This is a genomic window from Bradyrhizobium tropiciagri (assembly GCF_001189845.1).
GTDB lineage: Bacteria > Pseudomonadota > Alphaproteobacteria > Rhizobiales > Xanthobacteraceae > Bradyrhizobium > Bradyrhizobium tropiciagri.
This window is the reverse complement of record NZ_LFLZ01000047.1, coordinates 1-21,019: the sequence shown is the minus strand read 5'-3', so window position 1 is coordinate 21,019 and position 21,019 is coordinate 1. Positions and strand designations below refer to the sequence as shown.

Sequence of the window (21,019 nt, the reverse complement as noted above, 5' to 3'; positions counted from 1 at the left end):
TCACTATTAATTGACCCAGGCGGCGGCCCGTCCGCGGTGTCCCGCCACGCCTTTCGCAAATCAGGAAGCGGCGGTGCCCGACCCGCGCAGCATCTTCTTCACGAAGACAAGCGGCACCGGCGACAGCGGACCCTGGGGCGCGCGCGTGATCAGGGCCACGAGGAACAGCGCTGCGATCGCAAGCCAGAAGCACAGCCAGAAACCGTCAATGTAAGCGAGCGTGTTGGCCTCGCGCTGCACCAGCGCCGCCAGCGTGCCGACGGCCCGCCCCATCGCCGTCCCGATGCCGTGGCCGGAAAATTCACCGGCCAACCGTTTCAGCAGATTCACGACGTCGATGTCGCCGTTCTGGACGTGCTGTCCGAGATAGTTCGAATGGATCTGCTCGCGAACGCGCAGCCAGGTCCCCATCAGGGCCACGCCGATCTCGGCGCCGCCGAGCCGCATGATCTGGATGTAGGCAGCGAACGCCGTCGCCCGCGACGGATCGGAATTGGACAGCGCCATGATGATGATCGGCAGCAGCGTGAACGCCTGCCCGACCGACGTCAGCAGGACGATGCCTGTGAAATCCTCGCGCGCCCAGATGTGGCTCAGCTGCGTGCCCCAGAGATTGGCGGCCGCGAAGGCCGCGAAGCCGAGCACCACGACGATGCGCGGATCGAAATGGCGGAGTAGCAGGATCGAGATCGGCACCAGCACGAACATCGGGAGCGCGCCGTAGGTGAACAGCAGCACGCCGGACTGCTCCGGCCGCAGCGCAGCGATGGTGCCGAGGAAATTCGGCACCAGCGACGAATTCGACAGGCTGGTCAGCGTGTACAGCAGGATGACGATCAGCGAGAGCCCAATATTGCGCGAGAACAGCACGTTGAAATGCGCCCATGGCCGGGGCGCGACCATCTCGTTGATCATGAAGGCGATGATCAGCGCGCCACCTCCGATCAGCAGCGCCATCACGGTGCCTGACGACAGCCAGTCCAGCCGGTTGCCCTGGTCGAGCCCGGCATAGACCATCGCGACACCGGCGCCGAGCAGCAGCATGCCGCCCCAATCGGCGTGGTGCAGCAGGTCGCGATTGACCGGCTCGTTCGGGGTGCCGAGATAGACCATCAGGCCCATCAGCGGTGCGATCACCACGCCCTGCCAATACAGCCACTGCCAGCCGAGATGCTCGACATAGAAGCCGACCAGCGAGCTCGACGAGTCCAGCGCGAAGCCGACCCGGATCGAATACATCGCGATTCCTGGAATCCACCAGCGGATCGGCAGATTGCGCAGGATGATCATCAAGGTCGCCGGCACGAAGGTGCCGAGCAGCATGCCGTGCGCGATGCTGAGCGCAATCAGCGCCGTGTAGTCGCGCACGAACGGGATGGTCAACGAGACCACGGCGTAGACCAGGCTCGGAATGCCGAGCACGCGCCGCAGGCCGAACACGGTGGCAAGCCAAGCCACCGCCGGCGCGACGAAGATCTGCGAGCCGATCGCAGCGGTCGAGAGCCACGCGCCCTCGTCGAAGGTGAGCGAGAACGCGCCGCGCAGATCGGGCAGCCCGACCGTGGTCAGGCGGCTGTCGAAATTCGCCAGGAACGCGCCGAGCAACACCGCGACGACCGCGAAAAATGGATAGCGCGCGACGTCGCCGCGCGAGACCGGACCGCTGTGATGGTCGTCATTATTTTCCGGCATTGGCGACCGCCTCGCCGGTGTTGATCCGCGTCACCACCGACATGCCCGGCAGCAGGCGCTCGAGCAGCGGCTGGCCCTTGTCGAACTGGATCCGCACCGGGATGCGCTGCACCACCTTGGTGAAATTGCCGGTGGCGTTGTCGGGCGGCAGCAACGCGAACTGCGATCCGCTCGCCGGCGCGATGCGCTCGACGACGCCGCGCAGCCTCTCGCCGGAGAATGTATCCACGGTGACCTCGACCGGCTGGCCCGGTCTGACGTTGGTCAGCTGGGTCTCCTTGTAGTTGGCGATCACATAGACGTTCGGCAGCGGCACGACATTGACCAGGTTGGTGCCGATGTTGACGTAGTCGCCCGGCTGCACCTGGCGCTCGCCGGTGACGCCGTCGAACGGCGCGGCGATCCTGGTGTAGCCGAGCTTGAGCTTGGCCGATGCCAGCAGCGCCTTGGCGGCGTCGAGATCGGCGGCGCGCTGCTTCTTGGTGCCTTGCAGGACCTCGAGCTGATGGCGCTGCGCGGCGATCACCGCGCGGCTGGCCTGCACGTCGGCCTGCGACTTGGCGTAAGCCGCAGTGGCTTGTTCGAGGCGCTGCAACGTGCCGGCATCGGTTTGCGACAACGAGTGCTGACGCTCTTCCTCCTGCCGCGCCAAAGTCTCCTGCGACTCCGCGGACAGCCGCGACGCTTCGGCCTGCGCGATGGTCGCATATTGCAGCTCGACCTGGTTGTTGAGGTTGTCGAGCGCGGCCTGCGCGCCGACCACGCCCGCCTCGGCCTGCGCGACCTGCGCCTGGTAATCGGCCGGATCGATCTGCACCAGCAGATCGCCGGCCTTGACGCGCTGGAAATCGGAGACGGCGACCGTCAGCACTTCGCCGGAGACGCGGCTACTGAGCTGGGTGAGCTCGGCGCGCACATAGGCATCATCGGTGGTCTGGATCGTGGCGTTGCCGATCCACGCATTCCAACGCGAGGTCGCCACAACGACGAAGGCGAGGGCAACGAGCACGGCAAACAGCGGAATCGTGAAGCGGCGCCAGAAACCCTTGGTCGCAGATTTCGGTGCTCCTGGCGCTGTCGCAGGAGCAAGAGCCGGCTGGGTGACGCGTGAGGAACCGTCTTGAACTTGCTCTGTCACGCTACACTCCTCGATCACGCACCGGAACGCCGGGCGAGCCTATTACCACGCCACGACGACCATGGCTCAGACGGTCTTTTCCGGCCACCGGCAAAGATCATTGATCAGACATACTTCGCAACGCGGGCCGCGGGCGAGGCAGGTATAGCGGCCATGCAGGATCAGCCAGTGATGGGCGTGCAGCATGAACTCCGTCGGGATCACCTTCTCCAATCCGAGCTCGACCTCGAGCGGCGTCTTGCCGGGCGCGAGCCCGGTGCGATTGCCGACGCGAAACACATGGGTGTCGACCGCCATCGTGTGTTCGCCGAACGCCATGTTGAGCACGACGTTCGCCGTCTTGCGGCCGGCGCCGGGCAGCGATTCGATCTCAGTGCGAGTGCGCGGCACCTGGCTGCCGAATTCGGCGATCAGCTTCTCCGAGAGCGCGATGACATTCCTGGCCTTGTTGCGATAGAGCCCGATGGTCTTGATGTACTCGCGCACCTTGTCTTCGCCGAGCTCAACCATCTTCTCCGGCGTGTCGGCGACCTCAAACAGCGGCCGCGTCGCCTTGTTGACGCCGGCGTCGGTCGCCTGCGCCGACAGCACCACAGCAACCAGCAGTGTGTACGGGTTGAGGTGCTCGAGCTCGCCCTTCGGCTCGGGATTGGCTTTGCGGAACCGGTCGAAGACCTCGTAGATCTCCTCCGCCGTCCACGGCTTCGGCTTTGCGACCTTCTTGGCGGCCTTTGCCGGCGCCTGCTTAGCAGGCTTCTTGGCCGCGCGTTTGGACAGCGGCTTTGCCGCTTTCGCGGCCTTCTTCTTCGGCGCGGACCGAACGCTTGGCGCGCTGGCGCGTTGAGAGCGGATGATTTTGGCCATGAACGGGATATACTGACACGTCATGACCGCAGGCAACGATTTTGATCCAGCGAGAGATACCGAGGCGACCGGCACCGAGGCCGAGCCAAAGCTGTTCTCGGCGCTGCTGACGCCGCATCGCTCGCTGAACCGCACCGGCTTCATCGTGCTGATGTCGCTCGTCACCGTGATCAGCTTCATCGCCGGCGCGGTGTTCTGGTGGCTGGGCGCCTGGCCGATCTTCGGCTTCTTCGGGCTCGACGTGCTGGTGATCTACTGGGCGTTCAAGGTCAATTTCCGAACCGCCAAAGCGAGCGAGGAGATCACCGTCACGCCGTCGGAACTGCGGGTGCGCCGGATCAGCCACCGCGGCCACGTGGCCGAATGGGTGCTCAATCCGCTGTGGGTGCGGTTCGAGCAGATCTCGCATGAGGAGTTCGGCATCGAGCGGCTTTATTTGGTGTCCCGTGGCCGCCGGGTCAGCGTCGGCAGTTTCCTGAGCCCGGACGAAAAGGCCAGTTTTTCCAAAGCCTTGACCGCCGCGTTGAACACTGCCAAGCGCGGCCCCACTTACAACCCCATCACCTAAGCGCGGTTGTCGGAAATCGGGTGGTTTGGATGCGCCATGGCTCCTAAATCAGACACCATGATGACACTCGCCATACATGACCAGCGCCTGGCCAAGCCGGGCCTCCAGAACGCCGCGTTGCGCGACTATGACTCGGTGCGGCGCGCCATCGCGTTCATCTCGGAGCATTGGCGCACGCAGCCGACCATCGAATCGATGGCCGATGCCGCCGCCGTCACGCCGGATGAACTGCACCACCTGTTCCGCCGCTGGGCCGGGCTGACGCCGAAGGCCTTCATGCAGGCGCTGACGCTGGACCACGCCAAGAACCTGTTGCGCGATTCCGCCAGCGTGCTCGATGCGGCGCTCGACTCCGGCCTCTCGGGGCCGGGACGGCTGCACGATTTGTTCGTCGCGCACGAGGCGATGTCGCCGGGCGAATGGAAGACCGGCGGCGGCGGCATGACGCTGCGCTACGGCTTCCACGCTTCGCCGTTCGGCACCGCGATCGTGATCGCAACCGACCGCGGGCTCGCGGGGCTTGCCTTCGCCGATCCCGGTGACGAACAGACCGCATTCGCCGACATGAAGCGGCGCTGGCCGAACGCAACCTATGTCGAGGACACCGACGGCACCACCGCATTGGCGCAGCGCGTGTTCGATACAAGGTTGTGGCGGGCAGACCAGCCGCTGCGCGTCGTCTTGATCGGCACCGACTTCGAGGTGCGGGTGTGGGAAACGCTGCTCAAGATCCCGATGGGCCGCGCGGTGAGCTATTCCGACATCGCCTGCAACATCAACAGCCCGAAGGCCTCACGCGCCGTCGGCGCCGCGGTCGGCCGCAACCCTGTGTCGTTCGTGGTGCCCTGCCATCGCGCCCTCGGCAAGAGCGGCGCGCTGACCGGCTATCACTGGGGCATCACCCGCAAGCAGGCGATGCTGGGCTGGGAAGCCGGGCAAGTGGGCTTGCACTAATCCGATTGTAGGATGGGTAGAGCGCAGCGAAACCCATCAATCACGCAGCGGAAATGAAGATGATGGGTTTCGCTGCGCTCTACCCATCCTACGGTCTGATTGCCAATAGACAGACTTCCAGTCCCTCACCGTCACCCTGAGGTGCTCGCGCAAGCGAGCCTCGAAGGGTCGACGGCCCGGCCGGTGGCCGTGCATCCTTCGAGACGCGCTTCGCGCACCTCAGGATGACGGGACGACAATCTCGATCGCTTCTAGCCCGCGAGATCGACCTTCGACGCAACGGTGGAATCGGCGTTGAGCCGATAGACCACCGGCGCGCCGGTGGCGAGTTCGCGCTTGAGGATCTGCTCCGGCGAAAGCTTCTCCAGCACCATGATCAGCGCGCGCAGCGAATTGCCGTGGGCGGCGATCAGCGTGCGCTGGCCGCGCAGCACGCCGGGCAGGATCTCCTGCACGTAATAGGGCAGCGTACGCGCCAGCGTATCCTTCAGGCTTTCGCCGCCGGGCGGCGGAACGTCGTAGGAGCGGCGCCAGATCAGCACCTGATCCTCGCCCCACTTCTTGCGGGCGTCGTCCTTGTTGAGGCCGGAGAGATCGCCGTAGTCGCGTTCGTTGAGCGCGAGATCCTTCGTGGTCGGCAGTCCGGTCTGGCCGATCTCTTCCAGCATCAGCTTCAGCGTGTGCTGCGCGCGCGTGAGATCGGAGGTGAAGGCAACGTCGAACGACAGGTCCTGCGCCTTCAGCTTGCGGCCGGCGTCCTTGGCCTCACGGATGCCCTGCTCGGTGAGGTCAGGGTCCTTCCACCCGGTGAACAGATTCTTCAGATTCCATTCGCTCTGACCGTGACGAACGAGCACAAGAAGTCGATCACTCATTTCAGATTCCGTTTTCGCTTGAGCTGGATTTGATCTCGTCGAGCGGACTCAGTCACTCAACCCGAGAACGTCGGTCATCGAATACATGCCGGGCTTCTTGCCATGCGCCCACAGCGCCGCCTTCAGCGCGCCCTGCGCGAACAGCGCGCGGTCCTCGGCATGATGCGACAGCGTGATGCGCTCCGAGGGGCCGGCAAAGATCACGCTGTGATCGCCGGCCGCGGTGCCGCCGCGCAGCGAGGCAAAGCCGATGTCGCCGGCACGCCGCGCGCCGGTGAGGCCATCGCGGCCGCGCGCCGAATGCTGATCGAGCGCGATCTTGCGCCCCGCGGCGGCGGCTTCGCCGAGCATCAAGGCGGTGCCCGACGGCGCATCGATCTTCTGCTTGTGATGCAGCTCGAGAATTTCGATGTCGAAGCTCTGGTCGAGCGATTGCGCGACGCGCTTGACCAGCGCCGCGAGCAGATTGACGCCGAGGCTCATATTGCCCGACTTCACCACGATGGCGCGGTCGGTGACGCTGCGGATCACCGCGTCGTCGGACGGCGACAGGCCGGTGGTGCCGATGACGTGAACGAGGCCGCGCTCGGCCGCGATCGCGACATTGGCGATGGTCGCGGCCGGTACGGTGAAATCCAGGATGCCGTCGGCGCCCGCCGACATCGACCACAGATCGGCCGACAGTTTGACGTCATTGGCGGGAAGGCCGGCGAGCACGCCGGCGTCCTTGCCGAGCAGTTCCGAGCCCGGCGCCTCCAGCGCGCCGACCAGCACCGCCCCCGGGGTTTCGGAAATCACCCGCGTCAGCGTACGGCCCATCCGGCCGCCGGCACCCGCAACGATCAAACGCATGTCAGCCATGGCTCACCTCTCCACGCGATATAGCGAGCCATGGCAGTTCCGGCAACCGAACCGGCCGGCCGCCGGTCAGGGCTGCGGGCCGTCATAGCCCTCGATGATGATGAGGTCGGCGATCGAATGCGGCTGCCGCACCTTGATGTTGGCCTGGTATTCCGGGGAATTGTAGCAGGCCATCGCGGTTGCGTAGTCGGGGAATTCGATCACGACGTTGCGGGAGCGGCTCTGGCCCTCGACGCAATTGAGCTGGCCGCCGCGGACCACGTAGCGGCCGCCGAATTTCTTGAAGATCGCAAGGTTGGCGACCGCGTAGGGCTTGTAGCCCTCGTCGTTGTGAACGTCGACGCGTCCGATCCAGTATCCCTTCGCCATCTGTGTTCTCCCTTGTTGTTGGTTCAGGCGAGCACCTGGGCGATCTCGGTGTGAATGGCTTCGGCGGCGGCCTTCGGATCGGCGGCTTCCATCACCGGACGTCCAACCACCAGATAGTCGGCACCGGCCGCAATGGCGCGGGCCGGCGTCATGATGCGCTTCTGGTCGCCGGTCGCCGAGCCCGCGGGACGGATGCCGGGGGTCACCAGGTTCATCTGATCGCCGACGATCTTGCGCAGGGCGGCGGCTTCCTCGGGCGAGCTGACGAGGCCGTCGACACCGAGCGCCTGCGCCTGCCTGGCGCGCGCCTCGACGAGGTCGGAGACGTTGAGGCGATAGCCCGCAGCGTGCAGGTCGGCATCGTCATAGGATGTCAGCACCGTCACCGCGAGAATCTTCAGGCCGGAGCCGGCGCGGGCCTCGACCGCTGCCTTCATGGTCTGCGGATAGGCATGCACGGTGAGGAAGGTCGCGCCGAGAGCGGCGACGCTTTCGACGCCGCGCGCAACGGTGTTACCGATGTCATGCAGCTTGAGATCGACGAAAACCTTCTTGCCGCTCCCTGCAAGCTGCTTCGCCAGCGTGAGACCGCCGGCGTAACCGAGCTGATAGCCGATCTTGTAGAAGGTGACGCTGTCGCCGAGCCTGTCGATCATCGCCTCGGCCACAGCGACCGACGGCACATCGAGCGCCACGATCAACCGGTCTCTCGGGGCGATCCTTGGAGCGATCCTGGCTGGCTGCATGTCACCTCACATCATGCGTTGGGAATGGTCGATCAGCTGCCGCACCAGCGCGCGCATCGTGTCGATGTCGGCCTGGTGCTTCAGGTGATCCATGTCGTCATAGGCTTGCTCGGCGAATGACAGCGCGAGCTGGTTCGGGATCACGGTGGCGTGGCACGCCGACAGGATCAGGCGCAGCGCCGCCAGCGCGCGCGTGCCGCCAAGCCGGTTGCCGGATGCGGCTGAAATCGCGAACACGCGCTCGCGGAACACCTGGCCACGGGCCTCGTGCGGGTCCTGCACGCGGCTCACCCAGTCGATCGTGTTCTTCACCAGCGCCGGCACCGAGGAATTGTATTCCGGCGTCACGACCAGCACGCCGTGATGGGCGCCGATCATCCGCTTCAGATTGACGGCGTGCTGCGGCACGCCCGATTTGGCCTGCAGGTCGCCGTCGTAGATCGGCAGCGGAAAATCGCCGAGCGAAATGCGGGTGACGTCGGCCCCCAGCAGCGCGAGCTCGTGCGCCAGCACGGCTGCCAGCTTCGCATTGAGCGAGCCTGATCGAAGCGATCCCGGGATCACGAGGATTTTCAGCGCGGACATTCTGCAATCGCGGTTAGGGCGCGTGCCCGGCACGATTGCGCCGAGCGGTCAGCCCTTGCGATACACCCAGACCCGCGCGGGCGGAAGGTTCATCCAGATCCGCTCGGAGGCCTCTGTGGACACGCCCGGCAGCGACTTCGGAATCGGGGGCGCCACCGAATAGGTGAACTGGACGAAGGGCGCGCCGGGCGCGAGCGCGAGGAAGGCGTCGCGGATCAGCTTCAGGCGGGTCAGCATCGGCTTGGTGACGAGCGGCAGGCCGGAGACCACGGCCGAGGCCGGAGACTTCATGACGTCCCACAGCGTGTCGCGAAGCCTGTAGGCGTCGCCCTGGACCACCTTGGCCTGCGGATAGCGTTCGCGCAGCAACGCGCAGAAGCCGGGATTGTACTCAACCAGGACGAGACGCTTCTGATCGACGCCGTGCTCGATCAGCGCGTTGGTGATCGCCCCGGTGCCGGGCCCAAGCTCGATGACCGGCCCTTCGGCTTCGGGATCGACATATTGCGCCATGGTGCGCGCAAGCAGCCGACCGGACGGCATCACCGCGCCCATATGCAGCGGCTTCTCCATCCATGAACGGAGGAAACGAACCTCGTCGTCGAGACGGAGGGGCTTCTTCGACGCACGCACGGACGATTGCAGAGGCATGTCGCTACCAGGCGGGACCGCGCACAATCGAGCGGTTGTCAGAAAACGTTCATAAACACGTATAGATCGAAGTCGTTACGGTCAAGCGTAACGACTGCGGCTAGACGGAGCGGTTTCCGAAGAAGTCCTTGACCTTAGAGAAGAAACCCGCCGCCTCCGGCTGGGTTGCGCCGGACGAGAGTTTTTCGAACTCCATCAGCAATTCTTGCTGCTTCTTGGTCAGATTCTGCGGCGTTTCGACCACGACCTGGACATACATGTCGCCGGTCTGGCGCGAGCGCAGCACCGGCATACCCTTTGATGCGATGCGGAATCGGCGGCTGGACTGGGTGCCGGCCGGCACCTTCACCTTGGTCTTGCCCTTGTCGATGGTCGGCACCTCGAACTCGCCGCCGAGGGCTGCGGTCACCATCGAGATCGGCACGCGGCAGTGCAGGTCGGCGCCGTCGCGCTGGAAGAACTGGTGCGTGGTCAGCGACAGGAAGATGTAGAGGTCGCCGGGCGGTCCGCCGCGGACGCCGGCCTCGCCTTCGCCGGCGAGCCGGATACGGGTGCCGTCTTCGACCCCCGGAGGAATGTTGACCGACAGCGTGCGCTCGCGCGTCACCCGGCCGGAACCGGCGCAGGAGGTGCAGGCGTCCTCGATCATCTGACCGCGACCCTGACAGCCGGGGCAGGTCCGCTCCAGCGTGAAGAAGCCCTGGGCCTGCCGGATCCGGCCGGCGCCGCCGCAATGCGAGCAGGTCTTCGGCTTGGTGCCGGCCTTGGCGCCGGTGCCGGAGCAGGATTCGCAGGTGACCGAGACCGGGATCTCGATCTGCGCGGTCTTGCCCTGGAAGGCCTCCTCGAGCGTGATCTCCATGTTGTAGCGCAGGTCGGCGCCGCGCTCGCGGCCGCCACCGCCGCGGCGCTGTCCGGCCATGCCGAACAGATCCTCGAAGATATCGGAGAAGGAGGAGGCGAAGCCTGCGCCGAAGCCGGGACCACCGCCCCCCATGCCCTGCTCGAAGGCGGCATGGCCGAAGCGGTCATAGGCGGCGCGCTTGTCGCCGTCCTTCAGCACCTCATAGGCTTCGTTGATTTCCTTGAACCGGACTTCGCTGGTGGCGTCGCCCGGATTCTTGTCCGGATGCCATTTCATCGCGAGCTTGCGGAAAGCCGATTTCAGCTTGGTCTCGTCCGCGTTCCGATCGACCTCGAGAGTCTCGTAATAGCAGCGCTTGGTGGACATCCTTCAATTCCGTCCGAAGTTCATCGCGATCACCAACGGTTGCGCCAAAGACTGCGCTAAGGATCGCGTCAAGGATTGCGCCTGTCTGGAAGATGCAGCGATCGCCTTAAAGAAAAATGACCCCCACTCCTCCGAGACGCCTGGCGTGCTCATTGGTGTGAGGGTCATGATCGCAAATCCGCTTAAGCAGACTTCTTGCTGTTCTTGTCGTCGTCGACCTCGGTGAACTCCGCGTCGACAACGTCATCCTTCGCAGCGTCCTTAGCCGCATCGGCCTCGGCCTGCTGCTTGTACATGGCCTCGCCGAGCTTCATCGAAGCCTGCGCCAGCGTATTGGTCTTGGCCTTGATCGCCTCGGCGTCGTCGCCCTTCAGCGCTTCCTTGAGGTCACTGACGGCGTCTTCGATCGCACGGCGCTCGGTGTCGGCGATCTTCGAACCGTGTTCGGCCAGCGCCTTCTCGGTCGAATGAACCAGGCCATCGGCATGGTTCTTGGCGTCGACGGCCTCGCGGCGCTTCTTGTCCTCGGCCGCGTTGACCTCGGCGTCCTTGACCATCTTGTCGATGTCGGCCTCGGACAGACCGCCGGATGCCTGGATCCGGATCTGCTGTTCCTTGCCGGTCGCCTTGTCCTTGGCCGAGACGTTGACGATGCCGTTGGCGTCGATGTCGAAGGTCACCTCGATCTGCGGCATGCCGCGCGGAGCCGGCGGAATGCCCATCAGGTCGAACTGGCCGAGCATCTTGTTGTCGGCCGCCATTTCACGCTCGCCCTGGAAGACCCGGATGGTGACCGCGCCCTGATTGTCTTCGGCGGTCGAGAACACCTGGCTCTTCTTGGTCGGGATCGTGGTGTTGCGGTCGATGATGCGGGTGAACACGCCGCCCAGCGTCTCGATGCCCAGCGACAGCGGGGTCACGTCGAGCAGCAGCACGTCCTTGACGTCGCCCTGCAGCACGCCGGCCTGGATCGCAGCGCCGATCGCGACGACTTCGTCGGGGTTGACGCCCTTGTGCGGCTCCTTGCCGAAGAACTGCTTCACGACTTCCTGGATCTTCGGCATGCGGGTCATGCCGCCGACCAGCACCACTTCGCCGATCTCGCCGGCAGTCAGGCCGGCATCCTTCAGCGCCTTGCGGCACGGCTCGATGGTCTTCTCGACGAGATCGGCCACCAGCGCCTCGAACTTGGCGCGGGTCAGCTTCATCGTCAGATGCTTCGGACCGGTCTGGTCAGCCGTGATGAACGGCAGGTTGATTTCGGTCTGCGTGGTCGACGACAGCTCGATCTTGGCCTTTTCAGCGGCTTCCTTCAGGCGCTGCAAAGCGAGCTTGTCGTTGCGCAGGTTGATGCCCTGCTCCTTCTGGAACTCGTCGGCGAGATAGCCGACCAGGCGCATGTCGAAGTCTTCACCACCGAGGAACGTGTCGCCGTTGGTCGACTTCACCTCGAACACGCCGTCGCCGATCTCGAGGATCGAGACGTCGAAGGTGCCGCCGCCGAGGTCGTACACGGCGATCGTGCCGGACTTCGACTTGTCGAGACCGTAGGCAAGCGCGGCAGCCGTCGGCTCGTTGATGATGCGCAGCACTTCGAGGCCGGCGATCTTGCCGGCGTCCTTGGTGGCCTGACGCTGCGCGTCGTTGAAATAGGCGGGAACGGTGATGACGGCCTGATCGACCTTCTGGCCGAGATGCGCCTCAGCGGTCTCCTTCATCTTCTGCAGGATGAAGGCCGAGACCTGCGAGGGCGAATAGGTCTTGCCGTCGGCTTCGACCCAGGCGTCGCCGTTCGATGCTTTGACGATCTTGTAGGGAACGAGCTTCTTGTCCTTCTCGACCATCGGGTCGTCATAGCGGCGGCCGATGAGGCGCTTCACCGCAAAGAACGTACGCTCGGGATTGGTCACCGCCTGGCGCTTCGCCGGCTGTCCGACGAGGCGCTCGCCGTCGTCGGTGAAGGCAACGATCGACGGCGTCGTCCGCATGCCCTCGGCATTCTCGATCACCTTGGCGTTTTTGCCATCCATTACGGCGACGCACGAATTCGTGGTGCCGAGGTCGATCCCAATGACCTTACCCATGATTTTGATATCCTCTTTGCTACGGCAGGTTGGTTGGGCCCTGACGGCGCTCCGTACCGAACCCCCAGACGTTCACATACTCGCGATATTGCGACGGTGAGCCTGATATAGGACAGAGGGTCCTGCCCGCAAGGACTGGACGCAACGTTGAAGCCTGAAAAGACTGACGTTTGAAAGATTGTGTCAGCCCGACTGCGGCGCCGGTTCAAGCCCGATCCGGGTTAACAAATCGGCAATGATGGGGCCGGCCGCCGACCGCGAACGTTCACAGCACGGCGTCAGCGCTGTTGAGTGAACGCTCACAAACGTCGTATGCGAGAGCGGCGCACGGGTCGTGGGCGCGCTGTTTGGCCGCTGGCGGCCGTTCGTTGGAAACGTCGGGAAACTGGAAAGTGCCAGCCAATCGGGGCGAAAAGCCCACGGAATCGAGCCTGCGGGCCCGGAGCGGAGAGTTGGCGGCCTGTTGCAGGGTCATCAAAACCGCTAAAAGCGGTCCGACTGAAAGAGGCCATCCAGCCCTGCACCGGCCCCGTTGCGCGGCCACCAAGCAAAACCGGTAGATCCCCCATGACGCCTTTTCGAGTTCTCGTTGCGGTTGCCTTGCTGATTGCCGCCACCTGTCGTGGCTTTGCCGCCGACGTGGTGTTTCCGCCGGGCGCGCATGTCGGGATGAAACCGCTGGTGGGCCTCGTCCGCGCCAAATCGTTCATCGGCTTCGAGACCGAGGATCAGGGCGTCAAGGTCCTGATCGCCGACCTGCCCGCGGACGCCTACAACGAGGTCGTGACCGCCTTCAAGGCCAACCCGGCCGGCACCGGAAACATCAAGCCCGAGAGCCTCGAGACGCCGGCCGGCCTCGCCTACTACACCGTAGAGAGCGCGCGCGACGGCGCCAGCAATGTGCGGCGCTATTCCATGATCCTGCCGGGGCCGACCTTCTCCGGCTATGTCGCGGTGCAGGTGCCGGAGAACGCGAGCAAGATCTACACCGACGACGCGGTCCGGCAGATGTTCGCCTCGGCCCAGATTCGCAACGAGGTGCCGGTCGACGAGCAGCTCGCCATGATGCCGTTCAAGGTCACCGAGCTCGGCAGCTTCAAGAACATCCGCATGCTGGCGCCGGGCGCAGCGCTGCTGATGGCCGACGGCGACGACAAGGTCCTCGAGACCAAGCCCTTCATGCTGCTTGGCGTCATCGGCTCGGCCCCCGCCACGCCCGACGACCGTGGCCGCTTTGCCCAGCAGATCGCGACCACGATCCCCGGCGTGCGCGACGGGCGGATCACCATGTCCGAACCGATCCGGATCGACGGCCAGCCCGGCTTCGAGACCCGGATCGACGCCGTCAGCGGCAAGGACAATACCCCGGTGACCATCGTGCAGTGGCTGCGGTTCGGCGCGCAGACGTCGGTGCGGGTCATCGGCAGCTCGCCGCGCACCGATTGGGAGAAGGCCTTCCCGCGCTTCCGCGCGGTGCGGGACGGCATCCAGCCGCGCGGCTGACCAGCCGTTCGCAGCCCGGTCGGAAAAATCCCACTTTCGTCGTTCGCCGAACGGAACTAGCCTCCTCGCGCTGTATCACGCAAAGCGAGGAGGGGCGCGATGTTGGATCGACGACGGATCGTTGCAGGCCTTGGTACGCTGGCGCTTGCGACCCTGGTTCCAAGAAGTCTCTGGGCCGCCACCATCAAGCCCGACGACGGCTCCGCGCTGCTCGTGATCGACGTCCAGAACTGTTTCCTGCCCGGCGGCAGCCTCGCGGTGAAGGATGGCGAGCAGGTCGTGCCTGTCATCAACAAGATCGCCAAGAGCTTCGCCAATGTGGTGATGACGCAGGACTGGCACTCGCCAGGTCACATCTCCTTTGCCTCGGTCCATGCAGGCAAGAAGCCGTTCGAGGTCATCGACCTCGCCTACGGCAAGCAGGTGCTGTGGCCCGATCACTGTGTGCAGGGCACTGACGGCGCAGGGCTGTCGAAGGACCTCGCGATCCCGCAGGCCGAGCTGATCATCCGCAAGGGTTTTCACAAGGACGTCGACAGCTACTCCGCCTTCACCGAAGCCGACGGCAAGACCACCACCGGGCTTGCCGCCTACCTGAAGGCGCGCAATGTCGAGCGGGTTTTCGTGGCCGGGCTCGCCACCGATTTCTGCGTGGCGTGGACCGCGCTCGATGCGCGCAAGGCCGGCTTCGAGACCTATGTGGTGGAAGACGCGTGCCGCGGCATCGACACCCAAGGATCCCTCGCCAAGGCCTGGGCCGACATGGACAAGGCCGGCGTCAAGCGCATCCAGTCCTCGGATATCGGGTAAGCCTCCGCCTCCTGCGAGGACTGCATGGCAGAGTTCGCGGCACCCGTCGCATTTGAGTTCGTGCAGCGCGGCCCGTCGCTGCGCACTGCGGGGCTGATTGCCGCGATGACCGGCTATCGCGAGACCGCGTCCGGCCGGTTCGCGCAGCGGCAGACCGCGCCGCTGATCGTTCCGCTGATCATCAGCTTCGGCACCCCGTTCCTGATCGCGCTCGGGCGGGAGCCGCAAGCGATCGACCGCCAGCACAGCTTTGCTGCCGGCCTCTACGCGGGACCGGTCTACATCGAGTCCGATGGCCACGCCGCCTGCGTGCAAGTGGATTTCACCCCGCTTGGCGCCTACAGCTTCTTCGGCGGCGCCGTGACCGAGCTGACCGGGCGCATGATCGAACTCGAGGACGTGCTCGGCCGCGATGGCCATTGGCTGCGCGAGCGCCTCGGCGCCGAGGCCTGCTGGCAGCGCCGCTTCGACCTGATCGAGGACTTCGTGCTTCGCCGCGCCGGCCACACGCCGTCTGGCGAAGTCACGTTCGCCTATCGAAGACTGGCGCGCTCGGCCGGTGCCATCAGCATCACGGCACTCGCCGGCGAGATCGGCTGGAGCCGCAAGCATCTGGTCGACCGGTTTCGATCCGAGCTCGGCCTCGCGCCCAAATCGCTGGCGCGCATGATGCGGTTTCATCGGGCGAGCCGGCTTGCGCAAAGCGGATCCAGGCTCGGCTGGGCGGGGATCGCAGCGGAAAGCGGCTATGCCGACCAGGCCCATCTCGCCCGCGAGTTCGTCGCGTTCGCAGGGGAACCGCCGACCGCCTGGGCACGTCGCCAGGCGCTGACCGACGGCCGGCTGGTTCGTGCCGAGGACTGGTAACAAACATTCAAGCCGAAGCCGGATTGTCTCGTGCAGAGTGGCGCCATCAGCCAAGGAGGCCACGACAATGACGCACGAGATCGAACCGCCCCGTATCTACCCAACCCTGCGCTGCAAGGACACCGCGGCGATGATGGCCTGGCTCAAAACGGTGATCGGATTCACCGAGCACGTCGTCTATCGCAACGGCGGCGTGATCCACCATGCCGAGCTGGCCTACGGTTCCTCGCTGCTGATGCTGGGTCAGGCTCGCGACGATGCCTATGGCAGACTGGTCGGAGGCCTCAGCGGCCGCCGCACCGATTCGATCTATATCGCCGTCGACGATCCCGACGCCCTGCATGCGAAGGCGAGGGCTGCGGGTGCCAAAATCGAAATGGAACTGCGCGACACCGAATACGGCAGCCGTGATTTCGCCTGCCGGGACCCGGAAGGAAATCTCTGGAGTTTCGGCACCTATTGGCCGAAGGCGCATGAGAAGCCGCTGCCGTGAAAACCACGACAGCGCGCTTAGGTTCGCGGATTGGACGGATCAGACCGTGATGTCGGCGCTCGGCGCAGCCTTGGCGCCGCCCTTGGAGACACCGACCAGCGCCGGACGCAGGATGCGCTCGCCGATCATGTAGCCGGCCTGCACCACCTGCACCACCGTGCCCGACGGCACCGAGGCGTCAGGCACCTCGAACATCGCCTGCTGGAAGTTCGGGTCGAACTTCTCGCCAATCGGATCGAACTTCTTGACGCCGTTCTTCTCCAGCGCGTTGAGCAGCGACCGCTCGGTCAGCTCGACACCTTCGATCAGCGCCTTCAGGCCGGGATCGGCGGCTTCCTTGGTCTCGGCCGGCACGGCGTCGAGTGCGCGCTGCAGATTGTCGGCGATATCGAGCACGTCGCGGGCGAAGCCGGTGATGCCGTAGGTCTTGGCGTCGGCAACCTCGCGGCGGGTGCGCTGGCGGAGGTTCTCCATCTCGGCCAGCGTGCGCAGCGTGCGGTCCTTCGCCTCCGCGAGCTCCTTGGTCAGCGCCTCGACCGATCCCACCTCGGGATCGTCAGGCATGATGTAGGGCTTCGAGACCACGGGCTCACCCGTCGGCGCCGAATTCTCGGTGTTGTCATTGGCCCGGTTCGGATCGGTCATGGCTTGCCTTCTCGAAAACTCGCGTCGGTTCAAATCTTGGGGATTGCTTGCCGGGATATCGTGCTTTAGGCGGCGAAAATCAAGCGCAACATACCGGCTTCGGGAACAGGGATCTCCGGTTCGGGTGAAGAAAACTCGTCAAATGAAGGCGAAATCCGCTCCGGTCAGCCGCCCAGCATCTTGCTGACGATACGCGCTGCATAATCGACGGTCGGGATCACCCGTGCATAATTCAGCCGGGTCGGCCCGATCACGCCGAGCACGCCGACGATCCGGCCCTGGGCGTCGCCGTAGGGCGCGATGATGGTCGAGGAACCCGACAGCGAAAACAGCTTGTTTTCCGAGCCGATGAAGATCCGCACGCCCTCGCCGCGCTCGGCGCGGCCGAGCAGGTCGATCACGCCGCGCTTGGTCTCGAGATCGTCGAACAGCGACTTGATCCGCTCGAGATCGTCGAGCGCATGCAGATCCTCGAGTAGGTTGGCATGACCGCGCACGATCAGCTGGCGGTCCTCGTTCTCGCCGCCGGACCAGCTCGCGATGCCGGCCGCGACGACCTTCTGCGTGAGCTGGTCGAGCTCGGCGCGATTTTGCGTCAATGCCGTCTCGAGCTCGAGCCGCGCTTCGGCCAGCGTCCGGCCGCGGATCCGCGCATTGAGGAAATTGGTTGCCTCGGTCAGGGCCGAGGACGGAACGCCGGGCGGCAGCGCCAGCACCCGGTTTTCAACCTGGCCGTCTTCGCCGACCAGCACGACCAGCGCCTTCTCCGGCTCCAGCCGCACGAATTCGATGTGCTTCAGCCGCGCATTCGATTTCTGCGTCAGCACCACAGCCGCGGCACGGGTCAGCCCCGACAGCCGCGTCAACGCTTCGCCAAGTGCCGCCTCGACGGATTGCGCACGGCCGACGGCGGCAAGCTGGGTCTGGATCGACTGGCGCTCGGCCTCGGTGAGGTCGCCGACCTGCATCAGGGCGTCGACGAAGAAACGCAGGCCGAGCTCGGTCGGCAGCCGGCCGGCCGAGGTGTGCGGCGCGTAGATCAGGCCGAGCTGCTCGAGATCCGACATCACATTGCGGACCGAGGCCGGCGACAGCGGTAATGCGATCAGGCGCGAGATGTTGCGCGAGCCGACTGGCTCGCCGGTCGCGAGATAGCTTTCGACGATTTGACGAAAGATGTCGCGTGAGCGCTCGTTGAGCTGGGCGAGCCCGGCATGCGGGGCAATCAGGCCGATCGGATCGTGGTGAGTCACACTCCAGTCCCTCACAATTACTGCCTAATTTGTCGATCCGGAGGGCCGGTGACAAGCATGCATTCGATCCTCTGGTACCGGACCAATCCGGGGCCGAAAACCCTCGCCAAAACCCTTGCCAAAGCCCTTGCCGCTGCCCCCTGCCCCTCCTACAAGCACGCCCAGCCATATCTGTCGGATTTTTGGAGGATTTCATGCGGCCAAGCCGCCGTGCGCCCGATGAACTGCGCCCCGTGTCGCTGGAACGCGGCGTGGTCAAATACGCCGAGGGTTCCTGCATGGTGAAGTTCGGCGACACCCATGTGCTGGTGACCGCGACGCTGGAAGAGCGCCTGCCGCCGTGGCTGAAGGGCCAGGGCCGCGGCTGGGTCACCGCCGAATACGGCATGCTGCCGCGCGCCACCCTGGAACGCACCCGCCGCGAGGCCTCCGCCGGCAAGCAGGGCGGCCGCACGGTCGAGATCCAGCGGCTGATCGGCCGCTCGCTGCGCGCCGCCGTCGATCTCGAAGCGCTCGGCGAGCGCCAGATCACGGTCGATTGCGACGTGATCCAGGCCGATGGCGGCACCCGCACCGCCTCGATCACCGGTGCCTGGGTGGCGCTGGCCGACTGCATCAACTGGATGAAGACCCGCAACATGCTGAAGACCAACGTGTTGCGCGATAATGTGGCGGCGATCTCCTGCGGCATCTATCAGGGCACGCCGGTGCTCGATCTCGACTATGCCGAGGATTCCGAGGCCGACACCGACGCCAATTTCGTCATGACCGGCGACGGCCGCATCATCGAGGTGCAGGGCACCGCCGAGAAGACGCCGTTCTCGCAGGACGAATTTTTGGCCCTGATGGCGCTGGCGCGCAAAGGTGTCGCGCGTCTGGTCGACTTGCAAAAGATCGCGGTCGCGTAGTCTGATTGGTCATGCATCGCCGAATCACCGGAAGGCTCGTCATCGCCACCCATAATCCCGGCAAGCTTGCCGAGATGCGGGAACTGCTGGCGCCGCATGGCGTGGAGGCGGTGTCGGCCGGCGAGCTCGATCTGGCCGAACCCGAGGAGACCGGCGACAGCTTTCGCACCAATGCGGCGATCAAGGCGATCGCCGCGGCAAAGGCGACCGGACTGCCGGCTTTCGCCGACGATTCCGGCCTCGTAGTCGACGCGCTCGACGGCGCGCCGGGGATCTATTCGGCGCGCTGGGCCGGCGAAGGCAAGGACTTCATGGCGGCGATGACGCGGATCGAGCGGCTGCTGCAGGAGCGCGGCGCCACCGCGCCGGAGCGGCGCAAGGCGCATTTCGTCTCCGCGCTGTGTGTGGCCTGGCCCGACGATCACCTCGAAGAGGTTGAGGCCCGGGTCGATGGAACCCTGGTTTGGCCGCCGCGCGGCACCGCCGGCTTCGGCTATGATCCGGCTTTCCTGCCCGATGGGTACACGCGGACCTTTGGCGAGATGAGCAGCATCGAGAAGCACGGCCTGCCGCCGCTCGGGCTCGGCCTGTCGCATCGCGCCCGCGCCTTCGTGAAGCTCGCGGAGACCTGCCTTGAGCCACGCTGAACGAGAAGCTTTCGGCGTCTACGTGCACTGGCCGTTCTGCCTGTCGAAATGCCCGTATTGCGACTTCAACAGCCACGTGCGGCATGCGCCGGTCGATGAGGCCCGCTTTGTGCGCGCGTTCGCCCGCGAGATCGAGACCACGGCGGCGCGCGTCCCGGGACGCGAGGTCTCCTCGATCTTCCTCGGCGGCGGCACGCCGTCGCTGATGCAGCCGCAGACCGTCGGCGCCGTGCTCGATGCGATCGGCAAGCACTGGCAGGTCTCGCGTGATGTCGAGGTCACGCTCGAGGCCAACCCGACCAGCGTCGAGGCGACGCGCTTTCGCGGCTATCGCACAGCCGGCGTCAACCGCGTCTCGCTCGGGGTGCAGGCGCTGGATGATGCGTCGCTGAAGGCATTGGGCCGTCTGCACACCGCGCGCGAGGCGCTCGACGCGGTTGCGATCGCACGCTCCGCGTTCGACCGTTACTCGTTCGATCTGATCTATGCCCGCCCCGACCAGACGCCGCGGATGTGGGCCGATGAATTGAAGCAGGCGATCTCGGAAGCGGCCGAGCATCTGTCGCTCTATCAGCTCACGATCGAGGAAGGCACGCCGTTCTTCGGGCTGCATGCCGCCGGCAAATTGCAGACCCCGGATGAAGCGACCGCGCGCGCGCTCTACGACGTGACGCAGGAGGTCTGCGCGCGCGAGGGATTGCCGGCGTATGAGATCTCCAACCACGCCCGCACTGGGGCGGAGTGCAAGCACAATCTCGTCTATTGGCGCGGCGAGGAATATGCCGGCATCGGCCCCGGCGCGCATGGCCGGCTCGACATCGATGGTATCAGGCATGCGACCGCGACCGAGCGACGTCCCGAGGCCTGGCTGCTGAACGTCGAGGAGCGCGGCCACGGCGTCGTCACCGATGACAGTCTCAACAGCGAAGAGCGCGCCGACGAATTTCTGCTGATGGGGCTGCGGCTCGCCGAGGGCATCGATCCCAAGCGCTATGCGCAACTCTCCGGCCGAAAGCTCGATCCGCACCGGATCGCGATGCTGCGGGAGGAAGGCGCAATCGCCGTCGATGCCGACGGACGGCTGCGTGTGACCAAGTCGGGATTCCCGGTGCTCGACGCCGTCGTCGCGGATCTCGCGGCCTAAAGCCTGATGAGATTAGGTTGAGCTGGAACGGCGTCGAAAGTTCACCTCTCCCTTGGGAGAGGTCGATTTGCGCAGCAAATCGGGTGAGGGGTGACGGTCTATCGAGATAGCAAGAGCCCTCACCCGGATTG

General features: G+C 65.2%; 22 protein-coding genes. 9 read left to right on the top strand and 13 right to left on the bottom strand.

The window, feature by feature from the left end:
* Window positions 1-60: 60 nt before the first annotated feature.
* The 3 genes from AKN84_RS29725 to nth form a co-directional block, all read right to left on the bottom strand.
* Entirely contained in the window at window positions 61-1,692 is a 1,632-nt protein-coding gene (locus tag AKN84_RS29725; RefSeq protein ID WP_050424077.1) for an MFS transporter, read from the bottom strand.
* Window positions 1,679-2,830, bottom strand: coding sequence for an HlyD family secretion protein (locus AKN84_RS29720; protein ID WP_430649943.1), 1,152 nt, complete (start codon window positions 2,828-2,830; stop codon window positions 1,679-1,681). Before AKN84_RS29720 ends, AKN84_RS29725 begins: the two co-directional genes overlap by 14 nt.
* Before the next feature lie 66 nt (window positions 2,831-2,896).
* Window positions 2,897-3,694, bottom strand: a complete 798-nt coding sequence (nth, locus tag AKN84_RS29715) for an endonuclease III (RefSeq protein ID WP_050424110.1) — start codon at window positions 3,692-3,694, stop codon at window positions 2,897-2,899.
* 22 nt (window positions 3,695-3,716) lie between these two features.
* Between nth and AKN84_RS29710 the strand changes: the two genes are divergently transcribed.
* Together AKN84_RS29710 and AKN84_RS29705 are read left to right on the top strand one after the other, a co-directional pair.
* Window positions 3,717-4,262, top strand: a complete 546-nt coding sequence (locus tag AKN84_RS29710; protein WP_050424075.1) for a DUF2244 domain-containing protein — start codon at window positions 3,717-3,719, stop codon at window positions 4,260-4,262.
* Window positions 4,263-4,319: 57 nt separating this feature from the next.
* Entirely contained in the window at window positions 4,320-5,216 is an 897-nt protein-coding gene (locus AKN84_RS29705; RefSeq protein WP_050424074.1) for a methylated-DNA--[protein]-cysteine S-methyltransferase, read from the top strand.
* A 251-nt stretch (window positions 5,217-5,467) separates the two neighbouring features.
* Here the strand turns inward: AKN84_RS29705 and AKN84_RS29700 are convergent, their stop codons facing one another.
* From AKN84_RS29700 to dnaK, 8 genes are all read right to left on the bottom strand, one after another.
* Window positions 5,468-6,091: a 2,3-bisphosphoglycerate-dependent phosphoglycerate mutase gene (locus AKN84_RS29700; RefSeq protein WP_050424073.1), complete on the bottom strand. Its 624-nt coding sequence runs from the start codon at window positions 6,089-6,091 to the stop codon at window positions 5,468-5,470.
* Window positions 6,092-6,139: 48 nt separating this feature from the next.
* Window positions 6,140-6,952 carry a 4-hydroxy-tetrahydrodipicolinate reductase gene (dapB, locus tag AKN84_RS29695; protein WP_050424072.1) on the bottom strand — a complete coding sequence of 271 codons (813 nt, stop codon included), beginning with the start codon at window positions 6,950-6,952 and terminating at the stop codon, window positions 6,140-6,142.
* A gap of 66 nt (window positions 6,953-7,018) precedes the next feature.
* On the bottom strand, window positions 7,019-7,321 hold the full coding sequence (locus AKN84_RS29690) for a DUF1330 domain-containing protein (protein WP_050424071.1): 303 nt from the start codon (window positions 7,319-7,321) through the stop codon (window positions 7,019-7,021).
* A gap of 23 nt (window positions 7,322-7,344) precedes the next feature.
* Complete coding sequence (pyrF, locus tag AKN84_RS29685) at window positions 7,345-8,067, bottom strand: orotidine-5'-phosphate decarboxylase (protein WP_050424070.1); 723 nt, start codon at window positions 8,065-8,067, stop codon at window positions 7,345-7,347.
* A gap of 6 nt (window positions 8,068-8,073) precedes the next feature.
* On the bottom strand, window positions 8,074-8,652 hold the full coding sequence (locus AKN84_RS29680) for an NADPH-dependent FMN reductase (RefSeq protein WP_050424069.1): 579 nt from the start codon (window positions 8,650-8,652) through the stop codon (window positions 8,074-8,076).
* Between the two features lie 48 nt (window positions 8,653-8,700).
* Window positions 8,701-9,303, bottom strand: a complete 603-nt coding sequence (locus AKN84_RS29675) for a class I SAM-dependent methyltransferase (protein WP_050424068.1) — start codon at window positions 9,301-9,303, stop codon at window positions 8,701-8,703.
* Window positions 9,304-9,403: 100 nt separating this feature from the next.
* Window positions 9,404-10,534: a molecular chaperone DnaJ gene (dnaJ, locus tag AKN84_RS29670; protein WP_050424067.1), complete on the bottom strand. Its 1,131-nt coding sequence runs from the start codon at window positions 10,532-10,534 to the stop codon at window positions 9,404-9,406.
* Window positions 10,535-10,716: 182 nt separating this feature from the next.
* The gene (gene dnaK, locus AKN84_RS29665; RefSeq protein WP_050424066.1) at window positions 10,717-12,618 is read right to left on the bottom strand and encodes a molecular chaperone DnaK; all 1,902 of its coding nucleotides are present in this window, start codon (window positions 12,616-12,618) and stop codon (window positions 10,717-10,719) included.
* A gap of 567 nt (window positions 12,619-13,185) precedes the next feature.
* On the opposite strand from dnaK, the gene AKN84_RS29660 reads away from it, so the two are divergent.
* The 4 genes from AKN84_RS29660 (at window position 13,186) to AKN84_RS29645 (ending at window position 16,291) form a co-directional block, all read left to right on the top strand.
* Complete coding sequence (locus AKN84_RS29660; protein WP_050424065.1) at window positions 13,186-14,121, top strand: hypothetical protein; 936 nt, start codon at window positions 13,186-13,188, stop codon at window positions 14,119-14,121.
* A gap of 99 nt (window positions 14,122-14,220) precedes the next feature.
* Entirely contained in the window at window positions 14,221-14,931 is a 711-nt protein-coding gene (gene pncA, locus AKN84_RS29655; protein ID WP_050424064.1) for a bifunctional nicotinamidase/pyrazinamidase, read from the top strand.
* Window positions 14,932-14,955: 24 nt separating this feature from the next.
* On the top strand, window positions 14,956-15,798 hold the full coding sequence (locus AKN84_RS29650; protein WP_050424063.1) for a helix-turn-helix domain-containing protein: 843 nt from the start codon (window positions 14,956-14,958) through the stop codon (window positions 15,796-15,798).
* 67 nt (window positions 15,799-15,865) lie between these two features.
* A complete protein-coding gene (locus AKN84_RS29645) occupies window positions 15,866-16,291 on the top strand; it encodes a VOC family protein (RefSeq protein WP_050424062.1) in 426 nt (141 codons plus the stop codon).
* 39 nt (window positions 16,292-16,330) lie between these two features.
* Here the strand turns inward: AKN84_RS29645 and grpE are convergent, their stop codons facing one another.
* Together grpE and hrcA are read right to left on the bottom strand one after the other, a co-directional pair.
* Window positions 16,331-16,936 carry a nucleotide exchange factor GrpE gene (gene grpE, locus AKN84_RS29640; protein ID WP_050424061.1) on the bottom strand — a complete coding sequence of 202 codons (606 nt, stop codon included), beginning with the start codon at window positions 16,934-16,936 and terminating at the stop codon, window positions 16,331-16,333.
* A 164-nt stretch (window positions 16,937-17,100) separates the two neighbouring features.
* Window positions 17,101-18,189 (bottom strand): heat-inducible transcriptional repressor HrcA, encoded by a 1,089-nt coding sequence (gene hrcA, locus AKN84_RS29635; protein WP_016841498.1) that lies wholly within the window; start codon window positions 18,187-18,189, stop codon window positions 17,101-17,103.
* A 194-nt stretch (window positions 18,190-18,383) separates the two neighbouring features.
* On the opposite strand from hrcA, the gene rph reads away from it, so the two are divergent.
* Genes rph through hemW form a run of 3 tightly spaced genes read left to right on the top strand, consistent with a single transcriptional unit; the run spans window position 18,384 to window position 20,888 of the window.
* Window positions 18,384-19,097, top strand: coding sequence for a ribonuclease PH (rph, locus tag AKN84_RS29630; protein WP_021078183.1), 714 nt, complete (start codon window positions 18,384-18,386; stop codon window positions 19,095-19,097).
* Window positions 19,098-19,108: 11 nt separating this feature from the next.
* Window positions 19,109-19,744, top strand: a complete 636-nt coding sequence (gene rdgB, locus AKN84_RS29625; protein WP_050424060.1) for an RdgB/HAM1 family non-canonical purine NTP pyrophosphatase — start codon at window positions 19,109-19,111, stop codon at window positions 19,742-19,744.
* Window positions 19,731-20,888 carry a radical SAM family heme chaperone HemW gene (gene hemW / locus AKN84_RS29620; protein ID WP_050424059.1) on the top strand — a complete coding sequence of 386 codons (1,158 nt, stop codon included), beginning with the start codon at window positions 19,731-19,733 and terminating at the stop codon, window positions 20,886-20,888. Before rdgB ends, hemW begins: the two co-directional genes overlap by 14 nt.
* The last annotated feature ends 131 nt before the right edge of the window (window positions 20,889-21,019 follow it).

Coding starts and splice junctions, on each gene's coding strand:
- AKN84_RS29725 (WP_050424077.1), bottom strand. CDS start 1,692: ATGCCGGAAAATAATGACGACCATCACAGCGGTCCGGTCTCGCGCGGC.
- nth (WP_050424110.1), bottom strand. CDS start 3,694: ATGGCCAAAATCATCCGCTCTCAACGCGCCAGCGCGCCAAGCGTTCGG.
- AKN84_RS29710 (WP_050424075.1), top strand. CDS start 3,717: ATGACCGCAGGCAACGATTTTGATCCAGCGAGAGATACCGAGGCGACC.
- AKN84_RS29705 (WP_050424074.1), top strand. CDS start 4,320: ATGATGACACTCGCCATACATGACCAGCGCCTGGCCAAGCCGGGCCTC.
- AKN84_RS29700 (WP_050424073.1), bottom strand. CDS start 6,091: ATGAGTGATCGACTTCTTGTGCTCGTTCGTCACGGTCAGAGCGAATGG.
- dapB (WP_050424072.1), bottom strand. CDS start 6,952: ATGGCTGACATGCGTTTGATCGTTGCGGGTGCCGGCGGCCGGATGGGC.
- AKN84_RS29690 (WP_050424071.1), bottom strand. CDS start 7,321: ATGGCGAAGGGATACTGGATCGGACGCGTCGACGTTCACAACGACGAG.
- pyrF (WP_050424070.1), bottom strand. CDS start 8,067: ATGCAGCCAGCCAGGATCGCTCCAAGGATCGCCCCGAGAGACCGGTTG.
- AKN84_RS29680 (WP_050424069.1), bottom strand. CDS start 8,652: ATGTCCGCGCTGAAAATCCTCGTGATCCCGGGATCGCTTCGATCAGGC.
- AKN84_RS29675 (WP_050424068.1), bottom strand. CDS start 9,303: ATGCCTCTGCAATCGTCCGTGCGTGCGTCGAAGAAGCCCCTCCGTCTC.
- dnaJ (WP_050424067.1), bottom strand. CDS start 10,534: ATGTCCACCAAGCGCTGCTATTACGAGACTCTCGAGGTCGATCGGAAC.
- dnaK (WP_050424066.1), bottom strand. CDS start 12,618: ATGGGTAAGGTCATTGGGATCGACCTCGGCACCACGAATTCGTGCGTC.
- AKN84_RS29660 (WP_050424065.1), top strand. CDS start 13,186: ATGACGCCTTTTCGAGTTCTCGTTGCGGTTGCCTTGCTGATTGCCGCC.
- pncA (WP_050424064.1), top strand. CDS start 14,221: ATGTTGGATCGACGACGGATCGTTGCAGGCCTTGGTACGCTGGCGCTT.
- AKN84_RS29650 (WP_050424063.1), top strand. CDS start 14,956: ATGGCAGAGTTCGCGGCACCCGTCGCATTTGAGTTCGTGCAGCGCGGC.
- AKN84_RS29645 (WP_050424062.1), top strand. CDS start 15,866: ATGACGCACGAGATCGAACCGCCCCGTATCTACCCAACCCTGCGCTGC.
- grpE (WP_050424061.1), bottom strand. CDS start 16,936: ATGACCGATCCGAACCGGGCCAATGACAACACCGAGAATTCGGCGCCG.
- rph (WP_021078183.1), top strand. CDS start 18,384: ATGCGGCCAAGCCGCCGTGCGCCCGATGAACTGCGCCCCGTGTCGCTG.
- rdgB (WP_050424060.1), top strand. CDS start 19,109: ATGCATCGCCGAATCACCGGAAGGCTCGTCATCGCCACCCATAATCCC.